This is a genomic window from Nitrosomonas sp. Is79A3, assembly GCF_000219585.1.
Taxonomy (GTDB): domain Bacteria; phylum Pseudomonadota; class Gammaproteobacteria; order Burkholderiales; family Nitrosomonadaceae; genus Nitrosomonas.
In genome coordinates this window covers 1,666,689-1,680,354 of the sequence record NC_015731.1, presented here as the reverse complement: position 1 = coordinate 1,680,354, position 13,666 = coordinate 1,666,689, and the positions used below count along the sequence as shown (strand labels likewise).

12 protein-coding genes are annotated in these 13,666 nt (G+C 49.7%); 6 read left to right on the top strand and 6 right to left on the bottom strand.

All coding sequences use genetic code 11. The annotated features are described in order from the left end of the window. Position 1 precedes the first annotated feature (1 nt). From NIT79A3_RS19440 to NIT79A3_RS07765, 4 genes are all read left to right on the top strand, one after another. Positions 2-2,752 (top strand): formylglycine-generating enzyme family protein, encoded by a 2,751-nt coding sequence (locus tag NIT79A3_RS19440; RefSeq protein ID WP_013965668.1) that lies wholly within the window; start codon positions 2-4, stop codon positions 2,750-2,752. A gap of 403 nt (positions 2,753-3,155) precedes the next feature. Further along, on the top strand, positions 3,156-4,793 hold the full coding sequence (locus NIT79A3_RS18265; protein ID WP_013965667.1) for a transposase: 1,638 nt from the start codon (positions 3,156-3,158) through the stop codon (positions 4,791-4,793). Between the two features lie 58 nt (positions 4,794-4,851). Continuing rightward, entirely contained in the window at positions 4,852-5,385 is a 534-nt protein-coding gene (locus NIT79A3_RS07770; protein ID WP_013965666.1) for a transposase, read from the top strand. Then, a complete protein-coding gene (locus tag NIT79A3_RS07765; RefSeq protein WP_198009403.1) occupies positions 5,372-6,319 on the top strand; it encodes a formylglycine-generating enzyme family protein in 948 nt (315 codons plus the stop codon). Before NIT79A3_RS07770 ends, NIT79A3_RS07765 begins: the two co-directional genes overlap by 14 nt. A 99-nt stretch (positions 6,320-6,418) precedes the next feature. On the opposite strand, the gene NIT79A3_RS07760 is transcribed toward NIT79A3_RS07765, so the two are convergent. Beyond that, entirely contained in the window at positions 6,419-7,168 is a 750-nt protein-coding gene (locus tag NIT79A3_RS07760) for a dienelactone hydrolase family protein (RefSeq protein ID WP_348225750.1), read from the bottom strand. 47 nt (positions 7,169-7,215) lie between these two features. On the opposite strand from NIT79A3_RS07760, the gene NIT79A3_RS07755 reads away from it, so the two are divergent. After that, positions 7,216-7,737 carry a heme-binding protein gene (locus tag NIT79A3_RS07755; RefSeq protein WP_013965663.1) on the top strand — a complete coding sequence of 174 codons (522 nt, stop codon included), beginning with the start codon at positions 7,216-7,218 and terminating at the stop codon, positions 7,735-7,737. On the opposite strand, the gene holB is transcribed toward NIT79A3_RS07755, so the two are convergent. Together holB and tmk are read right to left on the bottom strand one after the other, a co-directional pair. Continuing rightward, complete coding sequence (gene holB, locus NIT79A3_RS07750) at positions 7,738-8,778, bottom strand: DNA polymerase III subunit delta' (protein WP_013965662.1); 1,041 nt, start codon at positions 8,776-8,778, stop codon at positions 7,738-7,740. Further along, the gene (gene tmk / locus NIT79A3_RS07745) at positions 8,771-9,397 is read right to left on the bottom strand and encodes a dTMP kinase (protein WP_013965661.1); all 627 of its coding nucleotides are present in this window, start codon (positions 9,395-9,397) and stop codon (positions 8,771-8,773) included. Before tmk ends, holB begins: the two co-directional genes overlap by 8 nt. 72 nt (positions 9,398-9,469) lie before the next feature. Between tmk and ampD the strand changes: the two genes are divergently transcribed. Further along, entirely contained in the window at positions 9,470-10,045 is a 576-nt protein-coding gene (gene ampD / locus NIT79A3_RS07740; RefSeq protein WP_013965660.1) for a 1,6-anhydro-N-acetylmuramyl-L-alanine amidase AmpD, read from the top strand. Here the strand turns inward: ampD and NIT79A3_RS07735 are convergent. The 3 genes from NIT79A3_RS07735 to NIT79A3_RS07725 form a co-directional block, all read right to left on the bottom strand. After that, complete coding sequence (locus NIT79A3_RS07735) at positions 10,014-11,390, bottom strand: SLC13 family permease (protein ID WP_013965659.1); 1,377 nt, start codon at positions 11,388-11,390, stop codon at positions 10,014-10,016. The two genes, ampD and NIT79A3_RS07735, sit on opposite strands and share 32 nt — an antisense overlap. 234 nt (positions 11,391-11,624) lie before the next feature. Continuing rightward, positions 11,625-12,650, bottom strand: a complete 1,026-nt coding sequence (locus NIT79A3_RS07730; protein WP_013965658.1) for a hypothetical protein — start codon at positions 12,648-12,650, stop codon at positions 11,625-11,627. Positions 12,651-12,739: 89 nt separating this feature from the next. Next, positions 12,740-13,648, bottom strand: coding sequence for a D-hexose-6-phosphate mutarotase (locus NIT79A3_RS07725; protein ID WP_013965657.1), 909 nt, complete (start codon positions 13,646-13,648; stop codon positions 12,740-12,742). Between the last annotated feature and the right edge of the window lie 18 nt (positions 13,649-13,666).

The following is a 13,666-nucleotide window of genomic DNA, read 5'->3' as shown; positions in this document are numbered from 1 at the left end:
GATGGTTTGGGAGCGACTGGTACTGATTCATGCAGCGGGAGAAAATGACGAAGCGTTGCAAAAAATGGCGCAAGTGCTCGGCTACGAAACAAAACCGCTACAAATCTCGTCTTTTCAGCACGAATCCGATAGCGATAGTTCCGATAACACGCACAAACCTGAATCCTCGTTACCAATCAATACCACCAGCGAACCTGCTCCACGCCCTTCTGCCCGATTTTTACGCGTTAACAAACGTGAACAACTCACCCAGTCAAATGATTTAAATACTAACCAACCACATTATCTGCACGATCCGAGCTATCGTCTGACTGCGGAATCAGCACCTAAGGGCACCTTCCAATTCGCGCCTCCGCGCCCATTATTCGCAATGTCGCGCTTGCTGCCGTTTCTGCATAACGGTTTAGGGCAGCCCCAGAAAACCGGCAAAATAGATTATCCGCGGGTAACTCGGTGGTTAGCAAATGCCAAGCCCATACGGCGCTTGCCTAATCTATCCCGCAATCGTTGGCCGCAGCGCTTACAAATCATCGTGGATACCCGAGCTGCTCTGGAACCTTACTGGTCTGATTTCGCTGACATTATCGCGCAGCTTAAGAAGCTGTTGGGCACAGAGGCTGTCACTTCCTTGCGATTTGAAGAAGATACACTGGGTAAATTGCCTGCGCAGGTAATTGCCTGGCCTACACAAGAAAATGATGATTGGTTTACATGGCGTGTGCCTGCTGCCGATGTAGCAATCCTAATTTTGAGTGACTTAGGAATCAGCGACTCGTATCCTGAAGCGCGGATTCGCTGGCAACGGATGTTTAGACACTTGCACACCCATTCAGCACCGATACTGACACTGAGCCCCGCAGACCAATCACCACAAAACTTATCGCTATGCCGGTTAATCAACCCAAATCCGCTAAATGATACCTATCGCGTACCTCGCCACCCGAACCGACGCGGTTTTAGGTTACCCCAACCTGCCGCGGAGAAATTCGAAGATATTCTGACACTTTTATCGCCTTTACCCTTGATTGACAAGGGATTGCTGCGGCGTTTACGTGATCAATTAAAATGGGGAAGTAGCGAGCTGGAAAGCCAAATCTGGAATCATCCCGATGTCCATCGAACCAGCCTTGGTATTCGCGTGCATGACTCAGTGATTAAAAAATACCATCGGCGGTATCAACAAAAATTTACCCACTCACCCGAGTCCGCGAAATTGTGGCAATGCGTGCAAGAACATCATAAAGAAGCATTCGAAGGTCTGCATCGACTGGAAGCACTCAATCACTGCGTAATGGAAGTTAGTGATCAAACCAATGACATCCGTCACTATTTCCAGCGATTGTGCGCCACGACGACGCAGGAAACAACGCAAAAAAATGCTTTACTGATGCAGTGCCAAACGATTCTGAATTGCCTTCCTACAGATGTTTGGCGCAGTTCGATGGATGACTTGGCGTATGATTTATACGCAATGGCACACCAAGAAGATATCCGCGCAGGACGATGGCCTGATCACTTAGAACCCGGTTTCGATCCAAGCCGTCTGTTATGGGTGCTGGATGAACAAAAGCACAATGAGCGCGTGCAATGGCAAGTCAAGCAAATCGGATCGCGCGGTGAATTGATTTGCCAGCAACGTACCCAAAATACTGAAGTTGTCCCCCCAGTCGTTCAATTTGACGCACACCCTGCATTCCCGCCGACTTACCGCTTTTCTTCCCCGGCAGACCAAAACCCGTCAATGATACGCACTGGTCAAACGTTCAACTTAAATAATGACATCATCACGATACAAACCGCATGGCAGCGGCTGGAACTGGAAGCCATCGACAAACCTGATTGGGCTACCGACATCTGGTGTAATGCCGAAGGCTTATCTGTCAGGCTGCCGGCCTGGCGCGGCGTAGCACATACAGCCAAGTGGTTTACTGGGGAAGCAGGCAGGGCGGGTTCCTGGCTTATTCCATTACCATTCGGTATCGATCAATACGGCCTTTATGCAGATCTGTTCATACACCCTCAAATTACCGAATTATCCTCTTCTGAAGAGCTCATCACCCAACGCTTCCGCTGGATCACCCCCGGCACCTTCCTGATGGGCTCCCCGGATTCAGAACCGGAAAGAAGCCATAACGAAACACAGCATGAAGTCACACTGACAAATGGTTTCTGGCTGGCCGACAGCGCTTGTACGCAAGCATTATGGACAGCGGTAATGGCTGAAAATCCCAGCCATTTCCAGGATGATCCGAATCTGCCGGTAGAAAATGTCACTTGGCTCGATGCGCAGCAATTTATCGAAAAATTAAATGCGCTGTTTCCGGATTTGTACACCAATCTTCCAACTGAGGCGCAATGGGAATACGCCTGCCGTGCTGGCACCCAAACACCGTTTTCTTTTGGAGAAAATATCACACCCGAGCAAGTCAACTATAATGGCGAGCGTCCCTATGCCGGAGGCGAGAAAGGCCTATATCGTGAGAAAACAGTGCCGGTAAAATCATTGCCGGCGAATCCATGGGGATTGTATGAAATGCATGGCAATGTGTGGGAATGGTGCACGGATTGGCATGACAAATACCCCAAACAAGCGGTAACAAACCCACTTAGTCCTGATGAAGGTACTTACCGTGTCCTGCGTGGCGGTTGCTGGTATGACCTCAACTGGCACACGCGTTCCGCTCGCCGCGCCGGAATCGAGCCTGTCAAGCGCAACTTCTACATCGGGTTCCGCTTGGTCCTAGCAAGGTAGTCGAATGGAATGGACTCCTCCAACTAAGCAAGGTAGGACGGATAAGCGTAGCGTCATCCGTCAACAAATTTCATACAACAGGTGTACAACCAAAATGGATAGCAAGGTAGGACGGATAAGCGCAGCGCCATCCGTCATAACCATCTTTCACACCACCCATCACCATTGACACACTATCCATCACCCCTTACATTTCCCCCATTATCCTGCATCATTGCGGTGTATTTTTTAACAAAATTGGATACGGATACAAAATTTGTGGTCAATGAAATTGATCATCTTGACGGATGGCGCTGCGCTTATCCGTCCTACTCATTCATCCTATTTTCCTCAGTTGATTCCAGTAAAATTGCCACGAATGTATTTCTGGTAAGGGTTTGCGACAGAATAGGAGGCTCACCCAATGGGTGAAATTAAATTTGAGAAGAAGACACTGGTCGAGGCGATCAATACTACTTTGCAGGAGACGGAACAAACGACGGCTGAACAAAGCGTAGCCACTCCTGGTGGCCGGTTTCACGTTCGCTGGGACGAAGGCGGAAGCGCCACAGCACTGGGGCAATTACCATTCTTTGCCGAGTTTTTGGAAGTTTCTGGGTTATTCACCCGCTGGGTGGATGGATGTCCAATGGATTACACCAGTCCCAACGCACCCAAGGTAGTTGATGTGCTTGGCACCTGGCTATTATCGATCTTGGATGGACAGCGGCGCTATGCACATGTTGCCGGGCTGCGCGGCGATGAAGTTGCTCCCCGGATACTCGGCATGAACAAGATCATCAGTGACGAGAGTCTGCGTCGCGCACTGGCGCACTTGGCACCGGCCCCATGCAAGAAGTATGGTAGCGAAGAAGAACGCGCTGCCCACGCAGTCCAACTGGCGAAGAGCACAGCATGGATGGATAAAGCCTTGGGTGAGAGTACCCAAGAATCTTTACGCACACCCTGGATACTCGATGCCGACACCAGCGTCAAACTGTTGTATGGTCACCAGGCAGGTGCCGAGATTGGCTACAACCCAACCAAGCCGGGACGGCCGAGCCATACTTTGCACACCTACTGGATCGGCAACATTCGACTGGTGCTCGATGTCGAGGTACAAAGCGGTAAAGCCAGTGCGGCGAAACATAGCCTACCGCGCCTGTGCCGGCTAATTGAGCGACTCGCTGCCGAGGAACGCCCCGCCCTGGTGCGCGGTGACAGTGCCTTTGGCAATCAGGGGGTAATGGTCGAGATGGAGCGAATTGAACAGCACTACCTCTTCAAGCTACGGCAAACTGCCGGAGTTAAGCGACTGATCGAGCGGCAATGGCAGCAAGGCGACTGGCAGAACGCGGGGCAAGGCTTTGACGCGGTGGAAGGCAAGCTTCGGCTGACGGGTTGGAGTGGTGCGCGGCGTGTAGTGGTACTGCGGCGGCGAATCAAAGACAGCATGGCGGCAGCCGAGACGAGCAATGAGAACCAGCAGCCGATGCTCCACTTCATTGACCATTCAGACAAGGTTAAACTCTGGGAATACGCTATATTGGTGACCAATACAAACTACTCCCTCGACGCCATTGGCCAGTTATACCGGGATCGGGCCGACTGCGAGAATGGCTTCGATGAGCTGAAAAACCAATGGGGCTGGGGTGGCTATACCACGCAAGACCTGGAACGTTGCAACCTCTCAGCGCGAGCAGTCGCGCTCATCTACAATTGGTGGAGTTGGTATGTCAGACTGGCACACCCGAAGACACGCCTGGAGGCAATCACTAGCCGTCCCATGTTGCTCAGCGGCATTGCCCGCCTGACCCAGCATGCCGGTCAATCCCGATTGCTGCTCACTCTGACTCACGCAGCCGGAGATCATATCAAGTCGATGATCTCCAATATACGAAAAGGTCTTGATCATGTTCTGGCAAATGCGCCTCAGTTGACCATAGCGGATCATTGGGGCGTACTTGTACGTTATATCATTAACAAAATTATTGCGACCAGACCGAAAAATTCACAGCTCCTCGGTTTCCTTCCACCCTCTTTGGCCATTGGAGTGACCTAACAGAGGAGTTTAGGTTCATCACACATTACTACACATTCACTGGATAACAACTTGACCCATGCCAAACTACCGGCGCAACCGGCAACCTGGTGGCACTTATTTTTTCACGGCTAATTTGCTTGACCGCAAATCGCAATGGCTGGTTACGCATATTGACGAACTGCGCATAGCCGTGCGGAAAACTCGGCAATTGTATCCGTTTCATATTGATGCCTGGGTTGTGCTGCCGGAGCATTTGCATTGCATTTGGACATTACCCGAGGGGGATACGGATTATTCCAACCGCTGGCGCTTGATCAAGAAAACTTTCTCCAAATCAATTCCCAAAATAGAATACCGCTCTGAGGCCCGGATCAAACGCCATGAACGCGGCATCTGGCAGCGGCGTTTTTGGGAACACACTATCCACAATGACGCAGACTATGCTGCTCATATGGATTACATCCATTACAATCCGGTAAAGCATGGCTGGGTAAAATCGGTGAAAGATTGGCCTTATTCAACGTTTCATCAGATGGTTAAGAAGGGGATTTACCCAGAGGATTGGGCGGGGTGTGAAGCAGAAGCATGGGAGACCGGTGAAAGGAATTGATTCGCCGGAAATGAATTGGACTACGATGGATGACGCTACGCTTATCCATCCTACAAAAAATAAGATTGGTAGGACGGATAAGCGTAGCGCCATCCGTCAACAAATTTCATACAACAGGTGTACAACCAAAATGGATAGCACATTATTACCGCCCGCTTTCCCCGCCCCCTGGGCCAGCGAATGGGGTCAGGATCGGTTTGGTTTATACATGGATTTGAACTATCAAGGTATCCGCCAGCGCTTCCGCTGGATCATTCCTGGAATATTTCTGATGGGTTCGAAAAAATCGGAACCGGAAAGCAGTGATAACGAAACCCAGCACCAAGTAACATTATCACATGGCTTTTGGCTGGCCGATAGCGCCTGCACGCAAGCCTTATGGATAGTAGTGATGGGAAAAGAAAATAATCCCAGCCGCTTTCAGGATACTGCGAATCTTCCGGTAGAAAATATCAGTTGGAATCAAGTACAACAATTCATCACACAATTGAACAAGCTTTATCCGGAACTATTCGTCCGATTACCAACCGAAGCGCAATGGGAATATGCTTGCCGTGCCAGTACCACAACACCATTCTGCTTTGGAGAAAATATCACACCAGAGCAAGTAAATTATAATGGCAATTATCCCTATGCGGGTGGAGAGAAAGGCCTGTACCGTGGAAGAACTGTTCCGGTTAAATCGTTGCTGCCGAATCCCTGGGGATTATATGAGATGCATGGCAATGTGTGGGAATGGTGCACCGATTGGTATGAGGAAAAATACTCCACTCGAGCAGTGACCGATCCGGTTGGTCCAGCAGACGGTACTTTCCGCGTGCTGCGCGGTGGTTCCTGGAACTTCAATGGCGGGGAAGTGCGTTCCGCTTACCGCTTCAGGCGCGGACCTGTCAATCGCCTCATCGACATCGGGTTCCGCTTGACTCTAGGTTGAAAGAGACAGGCAAGAGGAGGCCGGTAGGCCTCAAAAAGATTGCCTTCGGGCAGACAGTCGAGACGGAGCGAGACGGTCAGGCCGAAGGCTTAAAAATTTTTATACAAACACTTCCCCCAAAAAATCAGCAATCGACCGGTACGCCCGGTTCGCCGCCACTTCTTTGTACACCGTGCCAAAACTCGGATTATTGGCTTTCGGGTTGGTGAAAGCGTGCATTGTGCCGCCATACACATGCACTTGCCAATCCACGTTGGCTTGGGTCATCTCGGTTTCAAACGCGAGCACTTGCTCCGGCGGCACCATCGGGTCGTCGTGGCCGTGCAGGCAGAGCACTTTGGCAGTTATTGGTTCATTCGCAACGTTGCCGGGTGCAAAAATGCCGTGAATGCTGATCACGCCTTTGACATCCGCGCCGGAACGCGCCAGTTCCAGCACGCACATGCCTCCGAAACAGTAACCCATTGCGGCAACTTTCGTGGCATCGACTTGCGGCAGTTGCCGCACGGCGTGCAATGCGGCGTTGATCCTGCGGCGCAATAAGGCACGATCTTGCGCAAACGGCGCCATCAACGCACCGTTCTTTTCCGCGTCGCCATCTGCACCGAATATGCCTTTGCCGTACATATCCACTGCAAAGCCGACGTAACCCATATCGGCGGCTCTTTCCGCGCCTTTGCACGCCAGTTCACGCCGCCCGCTCCAGTCGTGCGACACCAGCACGGCGGGTTTGGGTTTGCCGGTATCGTGATAGGCCAGGTAGCCTTCGAGTTGTGTATCGCCATCCTGATAATCGATCGTTTTTATAATCATGTTGTCACCTTGACTTGAAAGTAGTGATAATCTCACTGCGTGTCTTATTATATATCCCTAAAATTGACTCAAAGGACTTGATCATGACAAACAAACTTAAACAATTTGCAATCGGTGTTTCAACGCTATCACTCTGGGCATTATCCACTCCCGCTTTCGCGCAGGATTTTCCGACGCAAAAGGTTTTACCGCTGGAATTATCAACCCAGGCTGCAATGGCGGCAATCAAAAAATGCCATGACGATGGCTTCAAAGTCAGCGTAGCCATTGTCGACCAATCCGGATTGCTCAAAGTACAGCTAAAAGCCGATGGTGCCGGGCCGCATACATTAGATAGCAGCCGCCGCAAGGCCTACACCGCCAATAGTCTACGCGATTCGACGCATAAATATGCGGTACTGGTGACGCAAAAACCGGAATTGCAAAGTTTGACCCGACTGAACGAAAATATTTTGTTATTGGGCGGCGGTTTTCCGATTAAGATCGGCGGTGAAGTGGTCGGCGGCATCGGCGTGGGCGGCGCACCGGGGATTGAGTTTGATGAAGTGTGCGCCAGTGCGGCGCTGAAAGTCTTGAAGGCGGATGATAAGTTTGAGAAGAAGTAATTATTTATTACGCATCATCGCTGCATAGCCAATGAACAGCTCTTCCAGGAACAGCCGGGGATTCAGCGGATGATGCGACAGTTGTTGCTTGGCATTTAAAGCCCGGGCAAAAGTAATACATTCCAGTAAATCAATCTGCCCGCTTAGTGTTTTAATTGGAGTCAACTGGTTCAAATAGTAGCGAATCTTCCCGGTGGTGCGGTAACTGACCAGGTCGTAGCACCACTTTTGCAGCCAATTGACGACGACAGAAAGACTAGTTTGCTGCAAGGCAGCGGCCAGAGAAAGCGGATCCAGTTGATTGGGGTGACCGATTTGCTGGATGAATTGCTCATAGTGCGCCGCATGTTCCCCTTTATCCAACAACAAAGCCTGTAATGGAGAATAGCTGGCGGCTGCGAGACAACCTGCAGGATCACTGATCGCCTGCTGTTTTAACCATGCCACAGAAGTTTCAACATCGGGAACCGGAATGGCGATTTGCTGGCAACGGCTGCGTATCGTCGGCAACAAACGTTGCGCTTGATGCGTGACCAGAATAAACAGAACATTTTCCGGCGGCTCTTCGAGTTTTTTTAACAGCGCATTGGCGGATGCCGTATTCATCGCTTCAGCCGGATAAATCAGGATAACTTTGTAACCGTTTTGATGCCCGGTCATATAAACAAAATCGGTCAGTTTGCGGATCTGATCGACACCGATTTGCTGACTGGCGGTTTTCTTGGTCGCAGTGCTGCCGGATTTTTCCTCGGTCTCTTCTTTTTCGCTATGCTCGCCTGGATTGACTGTTAACGCTTCCGGCATGACCGGATAAAAATTCGGGTGACTGCTTTGTTCAAACCATCCGCAGCTTAAACATTCCCCGCACGCTTTATGCGCTGCAGTCGGCGCAGTGCATAACAAAGATTTCGCCAGTTGACGCGCAAATTCATATTTGCCGATTCCCTTTTTCCCTTTGAGCAATAATGCATGCCCGCGAAATTCGCGATTCTGCGTCAATTTCCGCCAGATTTCCTGCTGCCAGATAAAAATATCAGCCATGATTCAGCATAACTTTCAGTGTGCGTTCAACTGCAGCTTTGACTTCGGACAAAGACTGACTGCTGTCGATAAGCTTGATTCGCTCAGGGAATTGTTTGGCTCTGTCCAGATAAGCGGCACGAACTCGCTGGAAGAAATCGGCTTGTTCTTTTTCAAAACGATCAACGCTCTTGATTTGACTGACGCGTTGTTGCCCTACTTCCACCGGCACGTCAAAATAAAGCGTCAAATCGGGCTGTAACTTGCCTTGCACCCATTGCTCCAAAATCGCCAGTTTACCACCATCCAATCCCCTGCCTCCGCTCTGATAGGCAAAGCTGGCATCGGTAAAACGATCGGATATCACCCATTGGCCTTGCGTCAACGCAGGCAAAATGACTTTATCCAAATGCTCGCGGCGTGCAGCAAACATCAATAGCGCCTCTGTCTCAGGATGCATCGTGATGGACTTATCCAGCAACAAAGTACGTAGTTGTTCGCCTAATGGTGTCCCGCCCGGTTCCCGCGTAACAACAGTGTTCAATCCCGCACGCTGCAATAGTTCGACAATCCAGGCAAGCTGAGTCGATTTGCCCGCGCCGTCAATGCCTTCTAGCGTAATGAATTTGCCTTGCTTCATGCGATTCCAGTTTTCAAGTTTTGTTCAGGTAAGCTACCATGCACGGACATTCAATTATCAATCCATTCTATCATGCCCATTGATGCTATCGGTTTGCTGGATACCGCTCAATTTATCGCTTCACCCAATTGTGATGAACGCCCGGCGGGCACGGAAATCAGCTTATTGGTGATCCATAACATCAGCCTTCCGCCGAACGAATTTGGCGGCAATGGGGTGATTGAATTATTTACCAACCAAATCAACCCGCAGGCGCATCCGTATTATCAATCCTTGCAAGAACTCAAAGTATCCGCGCATTTTTTCATTCGCCGGGATGGTGCGGTGATTCAGTTTGTGTCCTGTCATGATCGTGCTTGGCATGCCGGTGTATCCAGTTGGCAAGGCAAAGATCGCTGCAATGATTACTCGATTGGCATTGAACTGGAAGGCAGTGATATCACGCCGTTTACTGATGCGCAATATACAACACTGATTGCACTGACACAGTGCTTATGCGGCCACTATCCGATCAAGGATATCGCCGGGCACTCCGACATCGCCCCCGGTCGCAAAACCGATCCGGGGCCTTATTTTGATTGGGAAAGATTTGACAACGGTCTACGCCCAGACGTGATCAGGCGATCAACACGTAGCACACCAACGTAATGACTGCTGCACCGATAAAATTAAGCACCAATCCTTCGCGCGCCATACTGGTCATTGGCACCAGGCCGGTTCCAAATACAATCGCATTCGGTGGCGTGCCCACCGGCATCATGAACCCGTAACTGGCACTCATCGCAGCCGGCACCATCAACAAAGCCGGATCAATGCCAGCAGCTACGGCTGCGGGCGCAAGAATTGGCATTAATAAAACAGCGGTTGCCGTGTTACTGGTTGTTTCCGTCAGAAAGGTAACTATCAATGCAACGGATGCGATAATAATCAGCGGATGCAAACCGGCAAGTACCGTCAAATGTTCGCCAATCGATTTCGACAACCCGGTCTCAACAAAAGCCTGAGCAATCGCAATACCGCCTGCAAAAAGAATCAGAATACCCCAAGGCACTTTGACGGCCGTATCCCAATCCAGCAACTTTCCGTCACGGCCATTGGGAATCAGAAACATAATGACTACAGCAATCAGCGCAACCGTCGCATCCGTCGCGCCCTTAAGACCGAGCCAAGTGCTCCAGCCGCCAAACGGTTCCGTGCGCGTTACCCAGGCCAGAACAACCAAACCAAAGATAATTAGCATGCGCCGCTCTTCCGGGCGCCATGGGCCAGCCTGCGGCATAGCCAATTCGCCCACATAGGTTAAATGACGCGTTAACCACAAACCAGTCAACGGTATCATCAGTAGAACAACGGGCACGCCCCAACTCATCCACTGCGTGAAACTCACAGCAGTACCCGTGAAGTTCTCATACTCCTGCATGAAAACCAGATTCGGCGGCGTGCCAATGGGAGAACCCAGACCGCCAATGCTACTCCCGTAAGCTAACGATAATAACAAGGGTAAAGCCAGCTTCTTATCGTTACTTTGAGCGATAACAGCGAGCGCCAGCGGCAACATCATCAACGTGGTTGCCGTATTGGAAATCCACATACTGAGCACGGCGCACGCACACAAGAACCCAAAAACAATGCGCCGGCTGCTACCCCCACCGACTATCCTGATCAGCCCCAGAGCAAGTCGATGATGTGCACCGGAATGCGCCAACGCAGCGGAAATCATGAACCCGCCCAGCATCAATAAAACCAGATCGCTGCCATAGGCCTTGGCAACTTCTTCTTTCGACAGAACACCAACCAGTGGAAAAACCGCAAGCGGAATAATCGAAGTAGCCGGTATCGGAATCGGTTCAAAAATCCACCATACGACACACAAGATCACAACGGCGCCTGTCCAGCAGGCTTTGGCATCCCAACCGAATGCATTCATGGTGATGGCAAGTATTGCTGCTAATAGAGGGCCGAGAATAAGTGCCCAGAAACGTATAGTTGTCATGACGAAAATCTATCTTTGTGAAGGTTATTGTTGAGCTGGCAAACACGCATGGATGAAGCACTTATGGAATGGATACGAGAGCATCATCCATGACTTGCAGGCCCCAGGCGAAATAAAAAGTCGCTCATCTTCATGAATGCTTGATGTCAAGACAAAATCCTTTGCTTCGCTGACGCGGAGTTAACATGGTTTCGCTACAATTCTTTTTGCGTACTAACTGCTTTGTTGATCATGTTATTCACGCATCATTAATCTGACATGCGATCCAACTTCGTCTTTAAAACAGAGAAAAGCAATCGCAGGCTTCATTTTGCTATCCGTTTTTCCTAATTCGGGCTCAAATGCAATCACACCACAACCTTTCTTAGCCAATCCATCATGAACATTTTTTCTTTCGTTGATGTATAGCTTAAGTGCTTCAATATATTCAATATTTGGAGTTGTTTTATAGTCATCGGTAACGATTTTATGATTTCTTGCATCCAGCGTAATGATGAGTGAGTTAATATGTTTCTGTTCTTTTTCTCTTTCTTTTTTTTCCTTTTTATGTATTTCCTCAGTAATTATCGATGGAGAAGATGACACATGTATTTTACAATCAAGATCGGGAAATCGTTGATTAGGAAAGTGTAAAATCTCCAGTCTATCTGGAAGCAAGAGCCGACATCGATATTCATCCGTAACTACTTTTCGGACAAAGGGTCTTCCCATGGGATCAAAAAACAGTTTTGATCGATAAGTGGCGGTGCTTGTCGCAATGCGGACAAAATCGCGGTCTTCCGCAAATCGAGCTTCTATGATGTGATTAACGGTTTCATCACCAAGTAAATAGGTTTCTTCTTTATCCTGAATGCAGGTGCGAGATTTCCAAAAAGCAGATTCTGCGATCACTCGTATCTCTGGGTATCTCGTATCTTTGCTGGGTGTTTTATTCCAAGTGATAGTATAGGGATGTAGATTCGTGTAATTATCGTGATAAAACCAGCACGCTTGTGATATATCTGGAAACGATTTTGAAACGACGGTACGCTCACCACTTACTTCAATAATGGTGTTATCCTTACTTTTTGATAAGGCGGCTCCCCCAAATTTGGGGACTTCAGCTCGAAATTGAATATTTGTGTCTTCGTCGATGGTAAAAAAAATAGTAATTACTGTTAGGAGAATAGCTGTAAACGCAAACAATCTGAAAAAACCGTAAGAAACAATAAACGTGATCGCTCTACTCCAACGGTTTTCCTTTTGATGTTCTTTTTCCATTTAACGATTATAATTCTTGATAAAGTTTTTGTGGGATGCGCAAAATACAAGGAATCACATCTTGACATCATTCATTCACAATCAGCACGTTAACCACGCACCACCCGATAATCCGCAACCAACCGACATTCTCCACTCGGCGCAACTTCCACCACATCGTTCGCCGCATTGGTGGTTTCCACGCACAGCAAACGCTTGTAATCGTCATTTTCCAAATCCGCCATATCTCTGGCAATTTTCTCCCAGGGGTTCCACACCACGGCAGTTTTGCTGCCTTGCGAAGTGATTTGAATGCGGCGGTTGAGGGCTGCGTCGTCGATGGTCAAGGTGTTGCCGACGTTCAAATAGATACGGTCGACTTCGGCGGCGATGGTGACGTCACCGGTTTGCTGTTTTTGCATGTTGCCGCCACCGGCTTTGTCGAGATAGTCGCAACCGGTCAATCCCAATACTTTTGCACGAGCAATGTCGCCGACTTTGAAGTAAGTATGAAACGCTTGCGTGATGGTGAATTTTTTCTTGCCGGTGTTGCGCGTGATCAATGACAGGCTCAAGGTGTCGCCGATTACGATTTCTTGCCGCAGGCTGAACGAATGCGGCCAGATGGCTTGCGTTTCCGGCGTATCATCCAGTCCAACGGTCACTTTGATATCCCCATGACTCAGTGCTTCGGTGGCTACCACATTCCACCCGCGGTTGCGCACAAAACCATGCCCCGGACGGCCTTTGCCTTCGGGATCGGCACCGAACCACGGCCAGCAGATTGGCGCGCCGCCTTTGATCGCTTTACCATCATGGTAATACGCTTTCTCGCTCAAAAACATCACATCTTCCGGCTCACCGGCGGGCTGATACGACAACACCTGACCGGCATGAATCGAGATCAGTGCTCTGGCTTTGGCGGTTTTCACCTGAATCATCGGCAGTCCGCCGTTGCCCGCGATAAATTCCACTTGGCCTGCGATGCCGAATTGCGTGTTGAGTTGTTCGATTGTCATGATTTTCCTTTGTTATTA